This window comes from Streptomyces sp. NPDC043738 (assembly GCF_056436545.1).
Map to the genome: position 1 here is coordinate 22,651 of NZ_JBWKCJ010000026.1, position 22,212 is coordinate 44,862.

Sequence of the window (22,212 nt, forward strand, 5' to 3'; positions counted from 1 at the left end):
GGTGGGCAGCCGAGCGGAGGTCAGCCGCCGGTGGCGAATCCGGGGAAGAGGGTCATTCCCCCGTCCACGTAGAGGGTGGTGCCCACGACGTAGTCCATGAGGTCGGAGGCGAGGCCGACGGCCGCGTGCGCGATGTCCTCGGGGTCGCCGATCCGGTCGTAGGGGATCAGGCGCAGGAGGTCCTGCTGCGCCTGTGGTGTCTCCCAGGCACCGCGGTTGATGGGGGTCTTGATGGCCCCCGGGGCGATCGCGTTGACGCGGATCTTCTTCGGTGCGAGTTCCTGGGCCAGGGTCTCCATCATCATCTGTACGCCGCCCTTGGAGGAGGCGTAGTTGACGTGGCCCGCCCACGGGATGAGCTGGTGCACCGAGCTCATACAGATGATCTTTCCGGCGGCGCGCGATACCTCGGGGACGACCCCGCGGCGGAGGAACTCCTTGGTCGCCTCGCGGGCGCAGAGGAACTGCCCGGTGAGGTTGACGTCCAGCACCTTCTGCCACTGGGCGAGGGACATCTCGGTGAAGGAGGCGTCACGCTGCAGGCCGGCGTTGGCGACGAGGATGTCGATCGTCCCGAACTCCTGGACCATCCGGTCCATCATGGCGACGACTTGATCCTCCTGGGACACGTCCGCCTCGTACGCGGCCGCCCGCACTCCGCACGAGGTGATCTCCTCGACCACCTGCTCGGCCGCCTCCCGGCCGGCCACGTAGTTCACCACCACGTCCGCGCCCGCCCGGCCGAGACCCACCGCCGTCGCCTTGCCGATACCGGAGTTGGCGCCCGTGACCAGCGCCTTCTGTCCCTTGAGCAGATGCGCCGGGACCACGCCCCGGGGGGCGCCCTCAGCAGGACTCACGATCGACAGCCTCCTCCGCTCCGTGACCCGACCGCCGGACCGCACCCGGAAAGGTCGAGCGTCACGGAACCACCACCGGGGACGGGCGGCGGCCGGGGCGTGCTGGGATTACGCCGCCCGGCCGAGGATCTTTCGCCCGGTCGGAGGCCGGGTTCGCCGACCGGGCGGCCCGTCGCCCGGCATCGGCGGGCTCTGCGAGGAGGTGATGCGAGGTGTACGGGCTTGAGAACCGCTCATTGGCGGCTGACCGATCGGGTCACGCCCGCGACGACCGTGGTCGCCAGGATCCAGCCGGTGATGATCAAGACGTACGAGAGCCACTGGTGCCAGCCGTCGGGGGCGAATGCCGACTCCTGGCCGAAGCCGACGACCGGCAGGAGCAGGTCGAGGGTGTAGAAGACGGGGTTGAAGTCGGGGGCCTCGTCCGCCTTGACGGGGCGTGGGTGGTCCAGGCCGTACGCGATCGATCCGATGGCCACGAGGGACAGCAGCCAGACAGCCGCGCGCATCGGACGGAAGCCGTAGCCGACGGTCGCATCCTGCATGTACCCCCACAGCCGTCCGTACCAGTTGAGCGTGGTGCGCCGGCGGCGCACCTTGGCGAGTTGGACGAGCCGGGCCGCGTCGTCGTCACCGATGCGGCGGTAGGCGGCGGTCAACTGCTCGTAGGCGTAGGGCTCATACTGGCCGCCGTCCCGTTCCAGCATCGCAAGGCGACGACCGGCGGGCTCGTGCGGGGTGAGTGCGGTGTACGTGAGGTTGCCGAGATGCACCTCCGCCGGCAGCATCTCGGGGTCAAGGGTCAGGATCTCTATGTGAGAGCGCCTCAGGTTCAGGGCGCCCTCGATGCGGTCGCCTCCGCTCAGCCAGAGTTCGCCGATGACACAGCTGCTCGCCCGCAGCGCCGTGTCGCCCGGATGCGACAGACGGGCGTGGAGAAGGTCGACCCGACCCGATATGCGTGAGCCTCGCAGCTCGACCCGGCCCTGCGTACGTAGGCACCGCGCCCGTACATGGGCTCCCACGGTGAGGTTCTGGGCGTCCAGCGCGGTGCCACCGGGGTTGTTGAACTCGGCGTCCTGGAGGTTGATCCGCCCGGTGATGGAGGCGCCGGTGAGCCGAACCTGTCCGTGCGCACGCATCTGGGGCGCCCACAGGTCGTCCCCGATCGCGGCCTGGTTCAGCTGCAACGCCGGCTCGGCGCCGTCCTGTTCGGTGAACTCCGCCCGCTCCATGAACAGCGCCCCGGAGATCCGCGCCCCTCCTAGCCGCACCGGCCCCCGCATACGGCAGTCCGTCATCCGCAGTACCCCCTCGACCCGCAACGTCCCCGAGGTCAGGCCCGGCAGAACGGACCCGCTCAGATCGAGCTGGCGCAGCCGGGCACCATAGAGGTCGGGCACGCCGTCGAAGTGGCAGTGGCCGAACCGGATGGGGGCGTCGATCGCGGCGTACTTCAGGTCCAGTGTGCCGGTGATCCGCGCACCCGTGATCTTGAGCGCGGCGATCTCCCCTTCCTCCTGCGGAGCCTTGACCAGCAGCGCCCGCAGGACGCTCGCCCGTAGAGTCCGCTCGGCACCCCAGGTGTCGCACAGCTCCGGGTCCTCGTTCTCGGCAGCGCGGAAGTCCACGGACTCGCCTCGGGGAAAGGCCCGCCAGACACGCGTCTCGGCCGGCGTAAGATCATTGGTCTCGCTCACGCCGGGACTCTGGCCTGCGGCGTTCGAGCTGTCAACCGGCTCACGAAGCACTCATGGGAACCAGTCGTTGTGGTTGCCGTCCGCCGCGGCGAAGCGCGCCGGCGCTGCCGGTGAACGGGCCTTCGTGGGCGCTACTTCTCGGACCGGTTCCGCTGCCGGCGGGCCTGCTTGACCTCGCGGTCGACGGCCCAGGCGTCGGCGACCGGCCCGAGGTGGCCGAGCTTGTCGGGGTTGACCACGGTGCGGATGGTCTGGATCTGTCCGTCGAGCACGTCGAGGGCCAGGGTGTGGATCACCCCGCCGTCCCGGTCGCGGAAGATCGCGCCGGGCTGGCCGTTGACCTCGCGCGGCTCGCACGTCACGTCGATCCGGAACAGCCAGGGGGAGACCGTGCCCAGCAAACGGGCAACGTTCCGCGCGCCCAGGACGCCCTTGGCCAGTTGCGGGGCCTTGCCGCCACCGTCCCCGACCAGCTGCACGTCGGCGGCCAGCAGACTACGCAGCCCGTCCACATCGCCGTTGCGCAGCGCGTCGAAGAACCGCGTCGCCAGCTCCTGGCGCTCCTGACGGTCCGCCGCGAACCGTGGCCGCCCGGCCTCCATGTGCCGCCGCGCCCGCACCAGCAGCTGCCGGCAGGCCGCCTCCGAACGCCCCACCGCCGCGGCGATCTCGTCGAACCCGAAGGCGAACACCTCCCGCAGCACGAAGACCGCCCGCTCCAGCGGGCTGAGCCGCTCCAGCAGCAACAGCGCCGCCATCGACACCGAGTCGGCCAGCTCCGCCGACCTCGCCGGGTCCTGATACGGGTCGCCGAGCAGCGGCTCGGGGAGCCACGGGCCCACGTACTCCTCCCTCCGTACCCGCGCGGAGCGCAGCACATCGATCGAGATCCGCGTCACCGCGGTCGACAGATACGCCTTGGTCGACGCGGGCCGGGCCGACGAGCCGTCGAAGCGCAGCCACGTCTCCTGCACCGCGTCCTCGGCCTCGCCCACACTGCCCAGAATGCGATAGGCGATCGAGAACAGCAGTGGCCGCAGCTCCTCGAACTCCTCGACCTTGCTCACGCCGGTCCTTCCTTCAAGCCCCCGTGCCCGGCCGTATGTGCCGGTGCGCATCATCCAATGATCGTGTGGCCCGTCGGCGGGCCGGTGCGGTGCCCCGCGTACGGGGCCCGGAGCCCGCCGTGGGACCCCGGGCCGCTGACGCGGTGCCCCTCAGTGGAACTGCCCGGGCTGGTAACTGCCGGCCGGCTGCTGGGCGATGACGTTCAGCCGGTTCGCCATGTTCATGAAGGAGATGAGCAGCACCAGGGCGGTGAGCTGCTCCTCGTCATAGTGCTTGGCGGCGTACGCCCACACCGCGTCACCGACCCCGCCGGCCCCGTCCGCGACCCGGGTCCCCTCCTCCGCCAGTTCCAAGGCGGCCCGCTCGGCCTCGGTGAAGACCGTGGCCTCCCGCCACGCCGCGACCAGGTTCAGCCGCACCGATGTCTCGCCGGCAGCGGCGGCATCCTTGGTGTGCATGTCGATGCAGAAGGCGCACCCGTTGATCTGGCTTACGCGCAGCGCCACGAGCTCCTGCGTCGCGGCCGGCAGCGGCGCGTCCTTGAGCACCTTGCCCGCCGCCATGACGTGCTTGAGGGCCTTGCCGGCGATCGGGGCGGCGAAGTAGTTCAGGCGTGCGTCCATGATGTGCTCCTGTGCGTCGTCGTAAGTGGCTACACCCTCTGAGACGGGGTAGCCCGACCCCCTGTGACATGGACGCATGTGACCTGGGTCTCCCGGCCGCCGGCGTACGGGGGAGGAGCGGGAACCGACGCGCTCCGTCAGCGCTTGCGGGCCGGGGCCAGCAGCTTCGTCACGAGCCCGCGCGCGTAGTCGGCGTCAAGTCCGCTGGGACGGAAGAGAATGCGGTACATCATCGGGGCGACGACGTGGTCGATGACCGTCTCGGCGGCGGGCGCGCGCTCCCCGCGGTCGGCCGCGCGGGCAAGGACGGTCTCGATCTGCTCGGCGGCGTAGGCCGAGCACCGGCCGGCGTTGCTGCCGTCCGGGTCGCCGAGCAGCGCGTCGCGGATGTAGGCGCGCCCCGAGGGAGCGGCCATCTCGTCGAGGAACTGCTCGGCCCAGGCCGTCAGGTCGGATGCCAGGTCACCGTGGTCCCCCGGCTGTGTGTCGGGGCGCAGGCGCTCGACGGCCACGTCCGACAGTAGTTCCTGCAGGTCGCCCCAGCGGCGGTAGATCGTCGACGGGGTGACTCCGGCGCGCTGGGCCACCAGCGGCACCGTCAGGGCGTCCCGGCCCACCTCGGATTCCAGTGCGCGTACGGCGGAGTGCACCGCTTCCTGGACCCGGGCGCTGCGCCCCCCGGGGCGCACCATCTGTCTGCGAGCCATACCTCCACCTTAAAGCAAAATACTTGCTTCTAGAGGGGTGCCCCCGCGACGCCCTCAGCCCACCGGCGCGAGCCCGCGGGCCGGTTCGGTCCGCTCGTAGGCGTGACCGACCCGCAGGAGCAGGGCCTCGGAGAGCGGCCGCCCGAGCAGCTGCATGCCGATCGGCAGCCCCGCCCGGTCGTGGCCGACCGGTACGGACAAGGCGGGCACCCCGGTGATGTTCGCGGGCGACGACAGGCGCACATAGGCGTCGGAGACGCTCTCGACCGTGCCGTCGGACCAGGTGACCGACGATTCCCCGGCCGGCACCGCGGTCAGCGGGACCGTCGGGGCGGCGATCACGTCGACCTCGTCCAGCATCCGCGCCCACTCCCGCCGCATCAGCGTCCGGGCCCGCTGGGCGCGCAGATAGTCCCCGGCGGACATCAGTTCCCCGGCTTCGAGCAGCACGCGGACGTCCGCCTCGTACAGGTCGGGGACCGCGCGCAGGGTCCGCTCGTGGTAGGCGGTGGCCTCGGGGACCATCAGGCCCCAATGTGTCGCCTGGACATAGCGCGTCATCGGGATCTCGACGTCGACGAGCCGTGCGCCGAGGGCCTGGAGCCGGTCGACGGCGTTCCGGACGGCGGACTCCACCTCCGGGTCGACCCGGTCGAAGTAGTAGTTGCCCGGCACCCCGACGCGCAGCCCCGTCAGGTCCCCCTCCCCGCCCGGCCGGTGGCCCCCGGCGGCCGCGGGCAGGGAGGCCTGATCGCGGGGGTCGTGTCCGGCCACGGCGGACAGGACCAGGGCCGCGTCCTCGACGCTGCGGGTGAGGGTGCCCACGTGGTCCAGCGACCACGACAGCGACGTCACACCGTGGCGGGGTACGCGGCCGTACGTCGGCTTGAGGCCGACGACGCCGTTCAGTGCGGCGGGTACCCGGACCGATCCGCCGGTGTCGGTCCCCAGGGCGAAGACCGCGGCCCCCGCCGCGACGGCGACGGCCGAACCGCCGCTGGATCCGCCGGCGACCCGGTCGCGGTCCCAGGCGTTGCGCGTCTGCGGTGTGGTCAGCCCGTAGGCGAATTCATGGGTTTCGGTCTTGCCGAGCAGGACCGCGCCGGCCGCCGCCAGGCGCGCGGCGACCGTGCTGTCGGCCGTCGCGCGGTGGTCGGCACGGACCCGGGAGCCGGCCGTCGTCGCCGTGCCGGCGACATCGATCAGGTCCTTCAGCGCCATGGGGATCCCGTGCAACGGGCCCCGGAGACGGCCGGCCGCGGCTTCGCGCTCGGCCGCACGCGCCGACCGGCGCGCCCGCTCCGCCGTCACCGTGACATAGGCCCCCAGGTGCGGCTCCACGCTCGCGATGCGGTCGAGCACCGAGTCCACCAACTCGACGGGCGACACCCGCCGCTCGCGTATCGCGTCCGCGGCGGCGGTGAGGGACAGCTCAGAAGGCCGCATCGCGCCGCTCCTCTCCGGCGCGGTAGCCGAAGGCGGGCTGGGTGTCACCGAAGTCGAGCTCCCGCAGGATCGCGACGACGGTGTGGATGTGCTGGGCGGTCGCCGCCACCTCCGCGTGGCGGTCGTCCGCCAAGGGGAGTCCGGCACGGGAAGCCCATCGGGCCGCCTCGGGCGGATTGAGTTCATCGGCTGACACATCGGCGGACATGGGTCTCCCTCAGGGGAATCGGAGCGACTGCGACACAAAAGCTAAGCATTTGCCTTAAGGGACCGTAGAGCCTACAGTCACTTAAAGCAAACCCATTGCTTTTAGCTGGCCCGCTCCGATCTCTGAGCCGGGCCCGCTCGGGCAGACGAAGGAAAGGAATCGAACGAGCCGTGCAGACACCACCGGCCGACGAAGCCCACCCGCCCGCCGCCACCCCGTCCTGGACCGTGGGCGACGTCACCGTTCACCGCATCGACGAGGTCCCCCTCCCGCCCGCGACCGGGCGCTGGCTGCTGCCCGGCGCCACCGCGGACGTGGTCGCCCGACACGACTGGCTGCGCCCCGACTTCGCCGGGAGCGACGGCGTACTGCACATCGACAGCCACAGCTTCGCGCTCGAAGCGGGCGGGCTGCGCGTACTCGTCGACACCGGCATCGGCAACGGCAAGACGCGGGCGAACCCGGCGTGGCACGACCTCAGGACCGACTATCTCGAGCGCCTCACCAACGCCGGATTCCCCCCGGACCGCGTCGACCTGGTCGTCCTCACCCACCTGCACGCCGACCACGTCGGCTGGAACACCCGGGCCCAGGACGACGGCAGCTGGGTCCCCACGTTCCCCCACGCCCGCTACGTCACCGCCCGCGCCGAGCGGGAGTTCTGGAACGGGTACGAGATGGACGAGCCGCGGCGGCAGATGTTCCGCGACTCCGTGGACCCGGTCGAGGAGGCCGGACTGCTCGACCTCGTCGACGTCCCCGCCCAGGGCACCGAGGTCGCCCCCGGCGTGCGCCTGCTGCCCACCCCCGGACACACCCCCGGCCACGTCGCCGTCCAGGTGAGCAGCCGCGGCGAGACGGCGCTGATCACCGGCGACTGCATCCACCACCCCGTCCAGTTCGCCCACCCCGCCATCGGCAGCTGTGTCGACATCGACCCGGAGCGGTCCGAGGCCACCCGCCGCTCCCTGCTCGGCTCGCTCGCCGGCACCGACGCCCTGATCCTCGGCACCCACTTCGCGCCGCCCACAGCCGGCCGGGTGACCGTCCAGGGGAACGCCTACCGGCTGCTGCCGGTCCCCCCGGCCGGCCGGTCCGGCGTCGGCGGCTGAGGGTCCGCCGCCGGACGCTCCCGCCCCAACGCGAGTCTGCGCAGCCGCCGCCAGTCCATCGGGGGCTTGGCCCGCGGCACACCAGGACGGCGACGCGGCACGCGTACCCGCAGGACTCGGGGCCGGATCGTGCAGCGGACGGGGGTCGGCAGGGTGAGCGCCTCGCCGTCCACCCCGGCCTGGATCTCGGGCTCGTCGGCGTCGACGACGACCTCCTGGGCGGTCAGCACGGTGAGGCCCGGGCCGTGCCTGCCCCTGAGGATGCCGGCCGCCTGCGCCGCGTTGTCGACCGTGACGCCCAGGACCCCGAGGACGCCCGCGTCCAGCTCTTCGCGCCGTCCCAGTCCGGCCGGATCATCCATGCGGTAGGGGTTGTTGCTGACGAGGACGGCCTGCGGGCCGTCGATGGCCGTGCCCCCGACGCGCACGGCCAGCCGCGGGCCGCGCTGGTGCGTCAGCAGGTCCGGAAGCAGCTCCAGGATGGTCCGCACTTTGTCGTCGCGGTAGGCGGGGCTCTGTACGACGGACGCGTACGTCCCGAAGGACGCGTTGTTGACGAAGGGCCGCCCGTCGATGAAGCCGAGGTCGACACGGATCTCGACGCCGTCGGTGAGGGCGTCGAGGCAGTTCGCCGGATCATCCCGGTCCAGGCCGAGGTCGAGTGCGAAGTGGTTGCGGGTACCGGCCGAGATCACCATGAACGGCAGGCCGTGCTCCGCGGCCACACCCGCCACCATGGCCTGCGTGCCGTCCCCTCCCGCGACACCCAGGAGGTCGGCGCCGTCGTCCACCGCGCGGCGGGCGAGCGCGACCACGTCCTCATGGTGAGCGGGGTCCAGCAGGTGCACCTGCGCACCCAGCTCCTCGGCCCGCTCCTTCAGGCGGAATCTGCCCACCTTCCCACCACCCGAGCGAGGGTTCATGACCAGGAAGGGGCTCTTCGGCGGCGCGGCGCGGACTCCTGGCGGGCCACCCGGCCGAGCGCCCCGGCTGAGCGCGGCTCCGCCGGTGGAGACGGCCAGTGCGCACAGGGCGAGGGAGACGAGGACCACCCACAGCAGACCGGCCCCCGCGTACAGCACGAGCACGACGACCGGAGCCATGACGGCCAGGGCGCCCGCGAGCACCCTGACCAGTCCGCGCCGGGTCAGCATCCACCAGACGCCCGCCGCGCCGACGGCGAGTCCGGCCAGCCCGACGCCCAGGAGAGCGACGCTGCGGAGCCCGGCGAACAGCAGCGGGACCAGAGCGGCCGCGGCTCCGGCCGCCAAGGCCGCGAGTGCGGACCAGCGCTGCGTCCGGTCGCGTGCGCCGGTATCCGTACTGCCCATGGAGACTCCTGGCGGTCACGAGGCCCGGTGGTGTCGACATCTCCCGGCGGCGATGCCTTGCGTGCCGGCGGGAGCGGCATACCGGCACTTCGGCGTGCCACCGCTACGGCTTTGCCGGCCGCTCGGCGTGCCACCGCTTCGGCCGGCTGCCGCTCGGCTTGCCGGCTGCCAGTCCACAGCCCGCGGCCGGGCCCGGCATCACCCTGGGCGGGTGAGCGGTGAGGACGGGCGCGGGTGTGCGGGTGGTGGCGCGGCAGCCCGGGCGGTGGGCGCCGGCCGCCGCGTCCCGGCCCCCGTATGGCGATCATGGTTCGGGGGCCGCACAGTGGGAGACGGGTCCTCATGGGGCGGGAAGCGGTTCGACAGGAGATGACCGCCTCGTCCGGCACGTGTGCGGCGGCCGGCGGACGGCGGTGCCAGGGAGCCCGCACCCAGACGGTGATGCCCATGCCCCGCAGCACAGCCTCAGCAGCGGCAGCCGACGACGGGGAGTCCGCGCTCCCCGCTCTACGGAGGCTCGCCGCGGCGTCCGACCGCGGCGGCGCCCCCGCGCACCTGGCGCCGACCGGTGACCCGCTGCTGGCCGCGAAGTTCTCCGTACCGTCCGTTCCGCGCAAGGCCATCCGCCGGCAGCGGCTGCTCGACCGGCTCACCGAAGGCACGGCCGGGCCGCTGACCCTGATCACGGGCCCGGCAGGCGCCGGAAAGACCACGCTGGCCGCCTCCTGGGCGCGCGGCGGGAGTGCCCCCGGCCCGGTGGCGTGGCTGACGGCCGAGCAGGACGACAGGGCGCCCGGGGTGTTCTGGGCCTACGTGCTGGAGGCGTTGAACCATCACCAGGTCGTGCTGCCCGACGAGGTGGGGCAGCCCGGCGCCGCCGACCGCGTCGACCACTCCCTGCTCGCCCGGCTCGCGTCCGCACTTGCACAGCTGCGCCGGCCGGTCGTGCTCGTCATCGACGGCCTGGAGCACGTGCCGGTACGGGCGGTCACCTCCGGCCTGGACTTCGTGCTGAACCACGCCGGCCCGCAACTGCGCCTGGTGCTGGTCAGCCGCGTCGACCCGCTGCTGCCGCTGCACCGCTACCGCGCCGACGGCCGGATCAGGGAGATCCGCGGCCCCGACCTCGCGTTCACCCGGCAGGAGGCGGCGCGGCTGCTGCGCGGTCACGGCCTGGGAGGCCATGAGGAGAGCGTCGACGCACTCCTGGCGCGCACCGAGGGCTGGGCTGCCGGACTGCGGCTGTGTGCACTGGAGATGCAGCGGGCCGACGACCCGGCCGAGTTCGCCCGGTCGTTCGCCGCCTCCCAGAGCGCCCTCGCCGACTATCTGCTCACCGAGGTCTTCGCCGCCCAGCCCGCCGCCACCCAGGAACTGCTGATGCGCAGCAGCATCCTCGACCGGGTGCACCCGGACCTGGCGAACGTGCTGACGGAACGCGAGGACGCCGAGTGGATCCTGGCCGAACTCACCCGTGCCCACCTCTTCGTCGAGCCGATCGACAGCACACCGTGGTGCCGCTACCAGCCGCTGTTCTCGGAGGTGCTGCGGATGCACCTGCGCCATCACCGGCCCGGCCTCGAACCCTGGTTGCGTCGCCGGGCGGCGGCCTGGCTCGCTGACACCGGCAGGCTCGCCGAGGGGATGGAACAGGCCGCCGCGGCCGCGGACTGGGAGTGGGCCTGCACCCGCGTGGTGAGCCGCCTGGAGATCGGACACCTGCTCACCGGCCCTGAGGCACCCAGGCTGGAGCGGGTCTTCTCCGCCTTGCCCGGCGACCTGCCGGGCGCGGCTTGCGCGCTCGTCGCGGCCGCCTGCGCGCTGGCCCGGTACGACACCGCGGACTGCCGGGCGCAACTGGACCGGGCCGAGGGCGCTCTGCGCAAGCCGGGAGCCCGGCAGGCACCGGAAGCCCGACTCGCCGCCGCCCTGCTCCGGCTGCTGGCCGGCACCCCGGCGCAAGACGGCGACGACGTCTGCCGCACGGCGGAGTCGGCGGCCCGGCGGACCCGCGCACTCGCCGAGCGGCTGCCGCGGCCACTCGTCGAGGCCCACCAGGAGATCGAGGCGCTGCGGCGGTACGGGCTGGCGTGCGGGCTGCAACTGGGCGGCCGCCCCGACGAGGCCATGGCGGCCTTCGAGCACGCGGTGGAGGGCTGCACCACGGAGGTGACCCGGACCGTCCGGCAGGGCAGCCTCGGCCGGCTGGCCCTGTTGGAGTCCCAGCGCGGGGAGCTGAGCCGGGCCGAGAAGCACGCCCTGCTCGCGCTGGAACTCGTCGGGGACCGGTCCGTTCCGCCGACCCCGTGGTCCGGGATCGGCCACCTCGCGCTGGCCGCCGTCGCCCTCGAACGAGGCGAACTGCGGGCCGCCCGCCGTCGACTCGACCTCGCGGCCGCGTCCCCGGATGCCGGGCACGACCCGGTCACGGACGCCGAGATCGCCATCGTCCGCTCCCGGCTGGAGCTCGCGCACGGACGGTGGCAGGCCGCACTCACGGCCCTCAAGGGCGACGCCGACGCCGGCCCCCCGGCGCCGTGGCCGGCGCAGCGCCTCGCCCTCGCCCGCTCGGCGGCCCAACTGGCCCGAGGCGACCCCGCGTCGGCGCTCGCCGCCTTGGCCGAGTCCGACGGCGGCGGTGCGGCGCACACCCTCGCCCTCGTCCAGGCCCGGCTCGCCGCCGGAGACCTCGACCGGGCCCTGGGCCTCCTCGCTTCCCTGGACCGCCGGCCGGACGCGGGAACCGCGGAGCAGATCCGCGTTCTCCTGCTGCGGTCCCGTGCCGCGTCCCTGGCCCAGGACACCGACGCCGCATGCCGCCTGCTGCACGACGCGCTGGCCATCGCCCGCCCCGAGCGGACCCGCCGGCCCTTCACCGAGGCGGGCCCATGGGTGTGGCATCTGCTGGAGCAGCGGCCCGATCTGGCCACCGGGCACGCATGGCTGCTGGACCGGCCGGCGCGCGTCAACGGTCCCTCCCGCACGGACGGCGGCCGCCCGTCGGCGCCGGTCATGGTGGAGGCGCTGACCGACCGTGAGCGCGAGGTGCTCCGGCACGGCGCGGAGCTGCTGTCGACCGAGGAGATCGCCGAGGCGATGTATCTGTCGGTCAACACGGTCAAGACGCATCTGCGGAGCATCTACCGCAAGCTCACGGTCTCCCGCCGAGCCGACGCCGTACGGCGCGCGCGTGAGCTGCATCTGCTGTGACCCGGCGGCGGCCGGATGTCACCTGGTCCGGGTGATGTGGCCGCGCCCGGTGGCCGCCGAGCATGGAAGGGACCGACCGCACCGACGCCGGGGAGGCGCGCGCTCATGCGATACGAGTTCCGCGTGACCGGCCGCATCTCGACGGTGATGGCCGAGGCGTTTCCCGAGCTGGACAGAGCGCTCGCGCCGCAGCAGACGGTCCTCGTCGGCCAGGTCACCGACGAGGCCCATCTCTACGGGCTCCTCACCCGCTTCCAGGATCTGGGCCTGCGGGTCCTGGAGATGCGTCAACTGCCGGAACCATGACGGCCCCCGGACCGGGCATCCCCCCGACACCGCAGGAGCGGGCCGCCCTCGGCAAGGCGGCGCGCGCCCGTATGCCGCGCTCCGGCCACGCCGGATTCGATCCTCCGTCGCGGCGGCCCGACCCGGTCGAGCAGCTGGAGCGCCAGTCCGCCGGGCGCGTGGCGGAACTCGTACCGCTTCGCTACGGCCGCATGCTGGAGACGCCGTTCCACTTCTACCGTGGTGCGGCCACGGTCATGGCGAGCGATCTTGGGGCGTCCCCGGACACGGGGATCCCGGTGCAGCTGTGCGGGGACGCGCACCCGTTGAACTTCGGGCTGTTCGCCTCCCCCGAGCGGCATCTGCTCTTCGACATCAACGACTTCGACGAGACGCTGCCGGGCCCGTGGGAGTGGGACGTCAAGCGCCTCGCCGCCGGATTCGCGGTCGCCGGCCGCAACAACGGCTTCACGGCCAAGGAGCGCGGCGCGGTGGTGCGCGAAGCCGTCCGGGCCTACCGCGAGGCGATGCGCCGCTTCGCGCGGATGCGCAATCTCGACGTCTGGTACACCCAGGCCGATGCGGACCGGCTCCGCGAGCTGATCTCCGGCCGGATGGACCGGGAAGCGCGGGAGAAGATCGACCGCGCGCTGGCCAAGGCACGTGGCCGCGACAGCCTCCAGGCCTTCGCCAAGCTCACCCGGATCGTCGGCGGCCTCCGGCGGATCGCCGCCGACCCGCCGCTGCTCGTCCCGCTGGGCGACCTCCTTCCCCAGGCCGAGCGCGCCGCGCTCGAACACCGGCTGCGCACCCTCGTCGACGGCTACCGCCGCAGCCTGCAACCCGACCGCAGACATCTCCTCGACCAGTTCCGGCTGGCCGACATCGCGCGCAAGGTCGTCGGCGTCGGCAGCGTGGGCACCCGCTGCTGGATCCTGCTCATGCTCGGCAGGGACGACGAGGACCCCCTGCTGCTCCAGGCCAAGGAGGCCGGGCAGTCCGTGCTGGCCCCGTACGCCGGAGCGAGCGCGTACGACAACCAGGGAGAGCGGGTGGTGTGCGGCCAGCGGCTGATGCAGGCCGCCAGCGACATCTTCCTGGGCTGGGAGCGGGCCGTGGGCATCGACGGACGACAGCGCGACTTCTACGTCCGCCAGCTGCGCGACTGGAAGGGCGCCCCCCAGCCGGAAACCCTGGCCCCGGCCGGCATGGAGCTCCTGGGGGACCTGTGCGGTGCCGCGCTCGCCCGCGCCCACGCGCGCTCCGGCGACCGGATCGCCATCGCCTCCTATCTGGGCCAGGCCGACACCTTCGACCGGGCGCTGGCGGACTTCGCCGAGGCCTACGCCGACCAGAACGAGCGCGACCACCAGGCCCTGGCCGATGCCGTGCGCACGGGGCGGGTCACGGCCCGGGCCGGATGACCGCACAAGGCCGCCCGTTACGGGTGATGTGGCCCGGCCCGGGGCGGGTGACGGTGGTTCGAGGATCTGCGCGAAGGAGCACGCGATGGACTCGTCATCCGCGGCCGCCCCCACCCCCGAAGGCCCCCAGGGACCCCTGAGCGCCGCCGAGCGGGTGGAGTACACGCGTCTGCGCCGCGCCGCCGACATGCGGCGCCGCCGGCTGCGCTACGTCGTCACCTGTCTGCTGCTGGCGCTGTCCTTCGTCCTCGCCCCACTCGGCGTCGTCGCCGCCTGGGTGGACTCCCAGATGTCCGACACCGACCGGTACGTCCAGACCGTCGCGCCCCTCGCCAAGGACCCGGCGGTCCAGAGCGCGGTGACCAACCGGGTGACGGACAAGATCGTCGGCTATGTCAACACCGCGGAGGTCACCGCGGCGCTCACCCGTGCCCTGCAGAAGACCGGCGCCCCGCCGATCGTGGTCGACAAGGCGGATGTGCTGGCCGGCGCGCTGAAGTCCGGCGCCACCAGCGCGGTGCGCGCGGTGGTGAACAAGGTGGTGAGCAGCGACCAGTTCGCGGACGTCTGGGACGCCGCCAACCGCAGGGCCCACCTGGCGATGGTCAACGTCCTCACCGGGCAGGGCGGCAGCGCCGTGGAGGCCAAGGGGAGCACCATCAGCCTCGACATCGGCACCGTGATCAGCCAGGTGCAGAAGAAGCTGGTCGACGAGGGATTCAAGAACGCCGACAAGATCCCCGACATCGACAAGTCCATCGTGCTGGTGAAGACCGACCAGCTGAGCAAGGCCCAGAACGCCATGCGCCTGCTCAACATCGTCGGCGTCTGGCTCCCCGTGCTGGTCATCGTGCTGGCGGCACTGGCCGTGTGGTCGGGGCCCTCGCACCGGGTGGCCATGATGAGCGCGTCCGTGGGCATCGGCGTGATGATGGTCGTCCTGCTCATCGCGCTCGCCTTCGCCCGGGGGAAGTACCTGGACTCCGTGCAGCCCAAGGTCCAGTCGCCGCAGGCGGCCGCCGCCGTCTACGACGACCTGGTGCGGTTCCTTCAGCAGAGCACCCGCACCGTGCTCGTCATCGCGGTGATCGTCCTGATCGCCGGCTATCTCTACGGGCCCGGACGCGGCGCCCGCTGGATACGCTCCGTCGCCCTCCGCGGCACCGACGCCGCCGGACGGGGCCTCGCCCGAGCAGGTCTGCGCACGGGCGGCGCAGGCAGCTGGCTCGACGGCCACCGCGGCTGGACGACCGGAATCGTCATCGGTGCCGGAGCGCTGACGCTGTTCCTCTGGAACTTCCCGACCCCGGGCGTGGTGGCCCTGGTCCTCGGGATCGTGGTGCTGGTCCTGGTGCTCCTCGGCATCCTCGCCGCCGCGCGAACGGCGCCCGCGTCGCCGGGGCCCGGCCCCGGGCTCAGCGGGGACGATGGCTGACCGCCCTGCGCACCGCGCCGACTCCGGGGATCCTGGAACGGTGGGAGGTCACGAGCCCGAACACGCCGAGCGGCGGGAGCCGGCCACGGTCCGGAGGGACTACGCCGGCGCCGTCTACGGATCGCTGCTCGCCGCTTCGGTGGTGGCCGGGGCGGGCACCCTCGGTTCCTTCCCGCGGCTCAAGCTGGTGCTGCTGCTCCTGTGCACCGGTGTGGTGTTCTGGGCGGCGCACGTCTACGCCCGTCTCGTCGGGGACCGGCTGGTGCACGAGTCCCTGAGCCGGCAGGAGATCCGCCGGGTCTGTGTGGACGAGTGGCCGATCGTCCAGGCGGCCGTCCCGCCGGCCGCCGCCGTGGCGGTCAGTCCGCTGCTGGGGCTCGGTCCGTACGGTGCGGCGTGGCTGGGGCTCGCCGTGGCCGCGGCCGAGCAGGTGGGGTGGGCGAGCGTCGCGGTCGTCCGGGCCGGTGCCCCGCGCCGCCTGGTGGTGGTCGCCGGGGCGGTCAATCTCCTCCTCGGCCTGACGATCGTGGCCCTGAAGGCCGCGCTGCACTGACCGCCGCTCACCGGCTCCGGCCACCCCGGCCAGTCGGGGGACATGCAGCCTTATAGCTCAATAAATGTTGCCAACCCCTGCCTATGCTGGCCGTCGTGGCGGTGGATCGCACCGTGCGGCACGTCGGAACCTGTGGAGGTGCATGCGGTGGGGCGCTGGCGGCCGCTGGCCATCCTCGGCACGGCTCAGTTCCTGATGGTGCTGGACACCTCGGTGATGAACGTGTCGATCAGTCAGCTGGTCGAGGACTTCGACACCGAGGTCACCGCGATCCAGGCCGTCATCACCCTCTACACGCTGGTCATGGCAGCGTTCATGATCACGGGAGGCAAGCTCGGCGACATGTTCGGCCGCCGGCGGATGTTCGCCGTCGGTCTGGCGGTGTACGGCACGGGGTCCGCACTCACCTCCGTGGCGCCCACCCTGTGGGTGCTCACACTCGGCTGGTCGGTGATCGAGGGCCTCGGCGCGACACTGGTCCTCCCGGCCCTGGCCGCACTCGTGGCCGGCGCCTACACCGGCCGGGACCGCGCCGTGGCCTACGGCGTCGTCGGCGGGCTGGCAGGGGCGGGCATCGCCGTGGGCCCGCTGCTCGGCGGCTGGGTGACGACGTATCTGACCTGGCGGCTGGTCTTCGCCGGCGAAGTCGTCCTGGTGGTGGCCATGCTCTGCCTCATCCAGTGGGTCGAGGACCACCCACCGCCCGCGCCGCGACCCCGGCTCGACACCACGGGCGCCGTACTCTCCGCCGTCGGCCTGGCCATCGTGGTCCTGGGCGTCCTGCAGAGCAGCTCCTGGGGCTGGCTGAAGCCCCGGAACTCCCCCGTCACCGTCTTCGGCTTCTCCCTCACCCTCTTCTTCATCGCGGCGGGCGCCGTCGTCCTGTGGCTGTTCCGCGTATGGGAGCGCCGGCGGGAGAGCCGCGGGCGGGACCCGCTGGTGCGGTTCTCGCTGTTCACGCGACCGCCGCTGCGGTCCGGCCTGAGCATGCTGCTCAGCCAGAACCTCATCCTGCTCGGCCTGTTCTTCGTCATCCCCCTCTACCTGCAGGTGGTGCAGGGCTTCAGCGCGTTCCAGACCGGTCTGCGGCTGCTGCCGGTGTCGATCACCATGCTGTTGTCCGCCATGAGCGGCCCCCTCCTGGGCCGGTTCGCCGGTCCGCGCGCGATCGTACGCACCGGCCTGCTGGTGCTGCTCATCGCCATCGTGTGGCTGCTGGCCACGATCCAACCCCGTATCGACGACCTCAACTTCGCCCTGTCGATGGCCCTGCTGGGACTCGGCATGGGACTGCTCGCCTCGCAACTGGGCAATGTCGCGCAGTCCAGCGTCGGGGAGTCCGAACGCAGCGAGGTGGGCGGCCTCCAGTACACCGCCCAGAACCTGGGGTCCTCCCTCGGCACCGCCCTCATCGGCTCCATCCTGATCGGCACCCTGGTCAGCGCCTTCACCACTCAGATCGCCGACAACCCGAAGGTCTCCGACGCGGTACGCGAGCAGGCCGGGATCGCGATCGAGGCCGGGGTCAGCTTTGTGAGCACCGACGAGATCCGGGCCGCGACCGAGCGCGCCTCGCTGCCGGCGGCCGAGGCCGACGCGGTCGTGGACGCCTACGCCCAGGCCCAGCTCAACAGCCTCAAGATCGCCGTCCTGACCGCCGCCGCCGTCACCCTCGCCGGCTTCCCGTTCACCCGCAACCTGCCCACGGGTCGACTCACCGGGAAGGCGTCCCCCTGAGGCGGACGGGAACGGCCGGAGGGCAGGGGCCGGCGGACCGGCCGGGCACGCGCCGGGCCCCCGCCGTGTTCACCCGCGGAGGGTGATGTCCCCGCCCCCGGGTGGGCGCAGTCTGGAGGGGCGACTCCGAGTGACAGGAGGAAAGCCATGGGCAACGTGTTCCTGGCCTACGACTATCCGGTGCTGGGCGCCTTCTGGACCGTCATGTGGATCTTCCTGTGGATTCTGTGGCTGATGGTCCTCTTCCGCGTCATCGTCGACATCTTCCGTGACCACGCCCTGAACGGATGGGCCAAGGCCGGCTGGCTGATCTTCGTCATCATCCTGCCCTTCCTGGGCGTCCTGGTCTACGTCATGGTGCGCGGCACGGACATGGGAAAGCGCGAGATGCAGCACGCCCGGCACCAGCAGGAGGCGATCGACGCGTACATCCGCGAAACAGCGACCCGCGGCGGTACGAGCCACGCGGACGAACTGACCAAGCTGTCGGCCCTCAAGGCGAAGGGCGACATCTCGGAGGAGGAGTTCCAGCGGGCGAAGGACAAGATCCTGCACTGACGGCCGGCCGGGAGACCCGGCGGACACGTCCGGCGGCGGTTCGCCGGACCGGCTGATCCGGCAGGTGCCCGTCGGCGGCCGCCATCGCAGCCGCCATGACGAAAAGAAGGTCCGAGACCATGTCAACAACAACGAATCACGGCCCTGCGAGATCCGAGGCACTGGCCGGCGGGCTGACCCTGTTCGCCGCCGTGATGCTCACCATCTCCGGCTTCCTCGCCATCTTCCGCGGCATCATGGCGATCGCCAAAGACGCCATCTTCGTCGCCACGCCGAACTACGTCTTCAAGTTCGACGTGACGGGTTGGGGCTGGATCCACCTCATCCTCGGGATCGTGGCCGCCGTTGCCGGTATCGCCCTGTTCAAGGCCGCGACATGGGCCAGGATCACCGGGATCGTCATCGCGGCGCTGCTGTTGATCAGCAGCTTCCTCTCGCTGCCGTACTACCCGCTCTGGTCGATCGTCCTGATCGCGCTGTACGCCTTCGTCATCTGGGCGCTGTGCGTCGTGGAGCAGAAGAGCCTCCTCTAGCCCCCGCACCGCCCAACTCCCCGTCACCGCCCCCCACTCCTGGGAGGGCGGTGACGCGCGTCTGCCCCGCGATGGCACGACGGCCGCTCATGACGGCCACTCACCAACACCGCTCCACTTGGCGGTTCGGGTTGTCCGGACCGCCCAGGATCTGCGCCGAGCACATGTGATCCAGATCATCCGCATACGACGGATGAATCGGTTCTTTGCTCCTGATGTCCATGACACGATCTTGCCGATCGTTACCTGTCGGTAGCGGCGCCTGCCTGGGGCCCGCCTCTCGCGGACTTCCCCGGGTCTACCCCCACTTCACCCCTTCAGGACCCCACCTTGCGCAGATCCAGCAGAATTGCTCCTCTCCTGGCCCTCACCACCGCGTCCCTGCTCGTCGCAGGGTGCTCGTCACCGGGATCCGACTCGTCCGCCGATGCGTCCGACAGCGGCAAGGAGACGGCGGCCGCCGCACCGAAGCTGACCGTCAAGGGCACCGCCGACGGCGAGGCCGGCGGCGCCCCGAGCGCCGTGGCCCGGCCCGGCGGCAGCCACCCGGGACGACTCGCCCAGAAGTCCGCGCTCAAGGTCGCGTCCTTCGACCGCAACAGCGGACGGGCCGTCATCACCGCCCCGGCGGTGCGGCCTTCGCCGAGCAAGCCGGGCACCCCGTCGGAACCGCCGGCGTCCGGCAGTCCGTCCGGATCGCCGACCGCCACACCCTCCGCCCCGCACTCCACCGCGCCGTCCGCCGACCCGTCCGCCGCGCCCTCGAAGAGCGCGCCCGCGCCCAAGGCGGCCGTGGCCGTCGGCGATATCATCGCCAGCGCACCGGCACCCGGCGCGCCCCAGGGCCTCCTCGCCAAGGTCACCCAGGTCGTCGGCAAGACCGACCGGGGAACCGAGGTCAAGACCGCCCCGGCCACGCTCGACGCGCTGCTCGGCGGCTCCACTGCGCACGGCACGGTGCCCGTCGACCCGGCCGCCATGAAGGTCGAGCCCATCGCCCCCAAGGTCAAGGTGTCCTGGGCCAAGACCGGCGGACTGCACTTCGGCCCCAAGGGCGCCACGCTGCCCCTCGGCCGCCTCCGCCTGGACGTGGGCGCCTCGCTGCCCACGCCCTCCGGCGGCCCCGTCTCCGCCGAGGCGTCGGCCACCGGCTACGTCCAGCTCGCCCCCAAGGTCGACTTCTCCTACGAGGGCGGCAAGGGCGGCGGCGTCGGCGGCGCCTCGCTGACCCTGTCCGGCGACTGGTCCTCCCAGTGGGAGCTCAAGGGCCGGGCGGCCGCCTCCACCGAGGCCGAGCCGCTGCGGTTGCCCTTCGCCAAGCTGCACGCCGACCCCGTCATCCAGGTCGGGCCGGTGCCGGTCGTGGTCAACCTCGACCTCACCTGCTACCTCCAGGTCGACGCCGACGGCAAGGCCAGTGTCGACGTCAAGCAGGACCTCAAGGGCGACTTCACCGTCGGCGGCAGCTACCAGCACGCCAAGGGCTGGGCACCGGTCGCCAAGGCCGAGATGCACAGCACACCGATACGGGCCACCGCGGCCGCGGCCGGCAAGGTCAAGGCCTCCCTCGGCGCCGAGGCCAGCGTCGGCCTCTACGGCGCGGTCGGCGTCACCGCGGACGTCGCCCCCTACCTGCGTGCCGAGGTCGCCGGCACCGCCTCCGCCGGCACGGACGGCTCCGCCTCGGCCACCGGCAGCTGGTCCGCCTACGGCGGCATCGACGTCTCGGGCGCGCTCCGTGCCCACCTGGACATCTTCGGCACGCCCATCTTCGACCGCCGCATCCCGCTGGGCACGCTGAACCGCGAGTGGAAGCTGGCGAGCGGCAAGGGGACCGTGAGCCGGACCCCTGCGGGAAAGCGGCACTGAGGGCACCCGCCCTCGACTCTCCCCCGACGGACTGACGCCGTCCACGACGTGTTCTCGGCGTCACCGGGCGCTTCAGCCGGCGAAGAGTGCCGGCTGAAGCGCCCGTCACGTGGTCCGGGGGCGCGGACGGTCGTCCGCCCGGTCGGCGGTACCGCCCGCACGAACCGCCGACCCGCCCCCGGCCACGCCCGGTCACGACGTCACACGACGTCGTTCAGCGGATGTACTCCTCGATCAGGTCCGCGCTCCGGGTCGCTCCGCCGCTCTCCCGCACGACCTTCTGCATCCGGTCGAGACCGGCGCGTATCGCGGGGTCGGAGGTGACTCGGGCGACCGTGGCACGCAGCGACTCGGCGGTCACCGTGGCGGGGTCCAGCTGCTCCCCGAGCCCCAGTTCCTGTGCTCGTCCCGCGTTGGCGGCCTGCTCCGGCATCTGCGGGACGGTGATCAGTCCGACGCCGTAATGCAGGGACTCCATCGTGGAGTTCATACCGGCGTGGGAGACGAAGGCCGCGGCGTGCCGCAGCACGGCCGGCTGCGGGAATCGCGGCCGGACGTCGAAGTTCGACGGTATGTCTCCCAGCAGTTCGACGTCCAAATCGCCGACGGACATGGCCACTTGGTACGGACCGTCGGCGAAGGCCTCGATGCAGGTGCGGTAGAACTCGGGCCGGTCGTTGAAGACCGTGCCCAGCGATATGAACAGTACGGGCGCATCGGGGTCCGCCGGCGTCCACGGTTCGGCATGCTCGCGGCTGCCCAGCGAGGGGCCCACGAACTGGAAGCGTTCGTCGAAGGTGTCACCGGCGGGCTGGAACTCCCGCGGTATGAAGACGAGGTTGAGCTTCTCGATGACGTCCAGGCTCGCCGGATCGAGCGCGATGCCGTGGTCGGCGGAGAATGCCGCACAGCCTTCGGCGACCGCGGTCGCGACGGGATTGTCCTCGCCGAGCCCCTCCAGGAACTGGCCCATCAACGAATACGATTCGTTCGAGGCGAGGTTCGGAATGCAGCGCACCGCGGGCAGGCCCAGCTGCTCGGCGAGAACGCGGGGTGCCCAGCTCATCGCGTCATAGCAGATCGCGTCGGGCGACTCTGTGGCGCAGTACTCCTGGAGGACCGGGTAGGTCGCACTCATCGCCGTGAAGAGATGGCGAATGAAGACACCGAACGTCTCGGGACCGAACTCGTGGGGCACCGGAATGTGTTCCGGTGTCGGCATCTCCACCCAGCGGGCACCGGACCGGGTGACGATGTCGCCGTGTTCGGCCGTGGTGGCGTAGTCCACGCGGTGCCCGCGCCGTACCAGTTCCTCGACCAACGGCAATGTGGGGTTGACGTGCCCGTGCCCCAAAAGGGCTACGAATAACAGGTGTTTCGGCATACCCCGATGCTACCCAGCCCGCATTCGCCGGCCTCGGGCTCCCCCTACCACATGACGAGACCCGCACCACACGGTGAGGCCATGACGGGCCGCAGGCCGTGGGCGCGGTTCAGGGAATCGTCGACGGCCCTCCGTCACGAGGCGCGAGTTCGAAGCCGTCCGATCGAGG

At 72.1% G+C, this 22,212-nt stretch carries 19 protein-coding genes; 10 read left to right on the forward strand and 9 right to left on the reverse strand.

The features are described 5' to 3' along the window. Positions 1-20: 20 nt before the first annotated feature. The 7 genes from AC0680_RS28310 to AC0680_RS28340 all read right to left on the reverse strand — a co-directional run bounded on the left by AC0680_RS28310 (position 21) and on the right by AC0680_RS28340 (position 6,600). Positions 21-860 (reverse strand): SDR family oxidoreductase, encoded by an 840-nt coding sequence (locus AC0680_RS28310; protein ID WP_478634067.1) that lies wholly within the window; start codon positions 858-860, stop codon positions 21-23. 233 nt (positions 861-1,093) lie between these two features. After that, positions 1,094-2,560 carry a membrane-associated oxidoreductase gene (locus AC0680_RS28315; RefSeq protein WP_478634068.1) on the reverse strand — a complete coding sequence of 489 codons (1,467 nt, stop codon included), beginning with the start codon at positions 2,558-2,560 and terminating at the stop codon, positions 1,094-1,096. A gap of 131 nt (positions 2,561-2,691) precedes the next feature. After that, entirely contained in the window at positions 2,692-3,627 is a 936-nt protein-coding gene (locus AC0680_RS28320; RefSeq protein ID WP_478634071.1) for an RNA polymerase sigma-70 factor, read from the reverse strand. A 150-nt stretch (positions 3,628-3,777) separates the two neighbouring features. Beyond that, on the reverse strand, positions 3,778-4,251 hold the full coding sequence (locus tag AC0680_RS28325; RefSeq protein WP_478634073.1) for a carboxymuconolactone decarboxylase family protein: 474 nt from the start codon (positions 4,249-4,251) through the stop codon (positions 3,778-3,780). Positions 4,252-4,388: 137 nt separating this feature from the next. Then, positions 4,389-4,943 (reverse strand): TetR/AcrR family transcriptional regulator, encoded by a 555-nt coding sequence (locus tag AC0680_RS28330; RefSeq protein ID WP_478634281.1) that lies wholly within the window; start codon positions 4,941-4,943, stop codon positions 4,389-4,391. A gap of 69 nt (positions 4,944-5,012) precedes the next feature. Further along, positions 5,013-6,404, reverse strand: coding sequence for an amidase (locus tag AC0680_RS28335; protein ID WP_478634076.1), 1,392 nt, complete (start codon positions 6,402-6,404; stop codon positions 5,013-5,015). Beyond that, complete coding sequence (locus tag AC0680_RS28340; RefSeq protein ID WP_478634284.1) at positions 6,391-6,600, reverse strand: hypothetical protein; 210 nt, start codon at positions 6,598-6,600, stop codon at positions 6,391-6,393. The genes AC0680_RS28335 and AC0680_RS28340 overlap by 14 nt, the downstream gene beginning before the upstream one ends. A gap of 182 nt (positions 6,601-6,782) precedes the next feature. On the opposite strand from AC0680_RS28340, the gene AC0680_RS28345 reads away from it, so the two are divergent. Then, entirely contained in the window at positions 6,783-7,724 is a 942-nt protein-coding gene (locus AC0680_RS28345) for an MBL fold metallo-hydrolase (RefSeq protein ID WP_478634078.1), read from the forward strand. On the opposite strand, the gene AC0680_RS28350 is transcribed toward AC0680_RS28345, so the two are convergent. Then, positions 7,673-9,055, reverse strand: coding sequence for a diacylglycerol/lipid kinase family protein (locus tag AC0680_RS28350; RefSeq protein WP_478634081.1), 1,383 nt, complete (start codon positions 9,053-9,055; stop codon positions 7,673-7,675). The genes AC0680_RS28345 and AC0680_RS28350 overlap by 52 nt on opposite strands. Positions 9,056-9,502: 447 nt before the next feature. Here AC0680_RS28350 and AC0680_RS28355 point away from each other — a divergent pair, with 447 nt between their 5' ends. From AC0680_RS28355 to AC0680_RS28395, 9 genes are all read left to right on the forward strand, one after another. Next, positions 9,503-12,265 (forward strand): winged helix-turn-helix domain-containing protein, encoded by a 2,763-nt coding sequence (locus AC0680_RS28355; RefSeq protein ID WP_478634084.1) that lies wholly within the window; start codon positions 9,503-9,505, stop codon positions 12,263-12,265. 105 nt (positions 12,266-12,370) lie between these two features. Beyond that, positions 12,371-12,571 carry a hypothetical protein gene (locus AC0680_RS28360; RefSeq protein WP_478634087.1) on the forward strand — a complete coding sequence of 67 codons (201 nt, stop codon included), beginning with the start codon at positions 12,371-12,373 and terminating at the stop codon, positions 12,569-12,571. Continuing rightward, positions 12,568-13,974, forward strand: coding sequence for a DUF2252 domain-containing protein (locus AC0680_RS28365; RefSeq protein WP_478634089.1), 1,407 nt, complete (start codon positions 12,568-12,570; stop codon positions 13,972-13,974). The genes AC0680_RS28360 and AC0680_RS28365 overlap by 4 nt, the downstream gene beginning before the upstream one ends. An 85-nt stretch (positions 13,975-14,059) precedes the next feature. Further along, complete coding sequence (locus AC0680_RS28370; protein ID WP_478634091.1) at positions 14,060-15,409, forward strand: hypothetical protein; 1,350 nt, start codon at positions 14,060-14,062, stop codon at positions 15,407-15,409. Next, the gene (locus tag AC0680_RS28375) at positions 15,402-15,962 is read left to right on the forward strand and encodes a hypothetical protein (protein ID WP_478634093.1); all 561 of its coding nucleotides are present in this window, start codon (positions 15,402-15,404) and stop codon (positions 15,960-15,962) included. The genes AC0680_RS28370 and AC0680_RS28375 overlap by 8 nt, the downstream gene beginning before the upstream one ends. Before the next feature lie 138 nt (positions 15,963-16,100). Then, positions 16,101-17,699 carry an MFS transporter gene (locus AC0680_RS28380; RefSeq protein ID WP_478634095.1) on the forward strand — a complete coding sequence of 533 codons (1,599 nt, stop codon included), beginning with the start codon at positions 16,101-16,103 and terminating at the stop codon, positions 17,697-17,699. A 147-nt stretch (positions 17,700-17,846) separates the two neighbouring features. Continuing rightward, positions 17,847-18,257: an SHOCT domain-containing protein gene (locus AC0680_RS28385; RefSeq protein WP_478634098.1), complete on the forward strand. Its 411-nt coding sequence runs from the start codon at positions 17,847-17,849 to the stop codon at positions 18,255-18,257. A gap of 119 nt (positions 18,258-18,376) precedes the next feature. Then, positions 18,377-18,790, forward strand: coding sequence for a DUF7144 family membrane protein (locus AC0680_RS28390; RefSeq protein ID WP_478634100.1), 414 nt, complete (start codon positions 18,377-18,379; stop codon positions 18,788-18,790). A gap of 330 nt (positions 18,791-19,120) precedes the next feature. After that, positions 19,121-20,659, forward strand: a complete 1,539-nt coding sequence (locus tag AC0680_RS28395; protein WP_478634103.1) for a hypothetical protein — start codon at positions 19,121-19,123, stop codon at positions 20,657-20,659. A gap of 214 nt (positions 20,660-20,873) precedes the next feature. On the opposite strand, the gene AC0680_RS28400 is transcribed toward AC0680_RS28395, so the two are convergent. Continuing rightward, entirely contained in the window at positions 20,874-22,043 is a 1,170-nt protein-coding gene (locus AC0680_RS28400; protein ID WP_478634105.1) for a macrolide family glycosyltransferase, read from the reverse strand. Between the last annotated feature and the right edge of the window lie 169 nt (positions 22,044-22,212).

What these genes read in the sequence shown, in the direction of transcription:
- AC0680_RS28330 (WP_478634281.1), bottom strand. Translation starts at nt 4,943, where the DNA reads ATGGTGCGCCCCGGGGGGCGCAGCGCCCGGGTCCAGGAAGCGGTGCAC.
- AC0680_RS28400 (WP_478634105.1), bottom strand. Translation starts at nt 22,043, where the DNA reads ATGCCGAAACACCTGTTATTCGTAGCCCTTTTGGGGCACGGGCACGTC.
- AC0680_RS28335 (WP_478634076.1), bottom strand. Translation starts at nt 6,404, where the DNA reads ATGCGGCCTTCTGAGCTGTCCCTCACCGCCGCCGCGGACGCGATACGC.
- AC0680_RS28325 (WP_478634073.1), bottom strand. Translation starts at nt 4,251, where the DNA reads ATGGACGCACGCCTGAACTACTTCGCCGCCCCGATCGCCGGCAAGGCC.
- AC0680_RS28375 (WP_478634093.1), top strand. Translation starts at nt 15,402, where the DNA reads ATGGCTGACCGCCCTGCGCACCGCGCCGACTCCGGGGATCCTGGAACG.
- AC0680_RS28350 (WP_478634081.1), bottom strand. Translation starts at nt 9,055, where the DNA reads ATGGGCAGTACGGATACCGGCGCACGCGACCGGACGCAGCGCTGGTCC.
- AC0680_RS28360 (WP_478634087.1), top strand. Translation starts at nt 12,371, where the DNA reads ATGCGATACGAGTTCCGCGTGACCGGCCGCATCTCGACGGTGATGGCC.
- AC0680_RS28390 (WP_478634100.1), top strand. Translation starts at nt 18,377, where the DNA reads ATGTCAACAACAACGAATCACGGCCCTGCGAGATCCGAGGCACTGGCC.
- AC0680_RS28370 (WP_478634091.1), top strand. Translation starts at nt 14,060, where the DNA reads ATGGACTCGTCATCCGCGGCCGCCCCCACCCCCGAAGGCCCCCAGGGA.
- AC0680_RS28355 (WP_478634084.1), top strand. Translation starts at nt 9,503, where the DNA reads ATGCCCCGCAGCACAGCCTCAGCAGCGGCAGCCGACGACGGGGAGTCC.
- AC0680_RS28365 (WP_478634089.1), top strand. Translation starts at nt 12,568, where the DNA reads ATGACGGCCCCCGGACCGGGCATCCCCCCGACACCGCAGGAGCGGGCC.
- AC0680_RS28385 (WP_478634098.1), top strand. Translation starts at nt 17,847, where the DNA reads ATGGGCAACGTGTTCCTGGCCTACGACTATCCGGTGCTGGGCGCCTTC.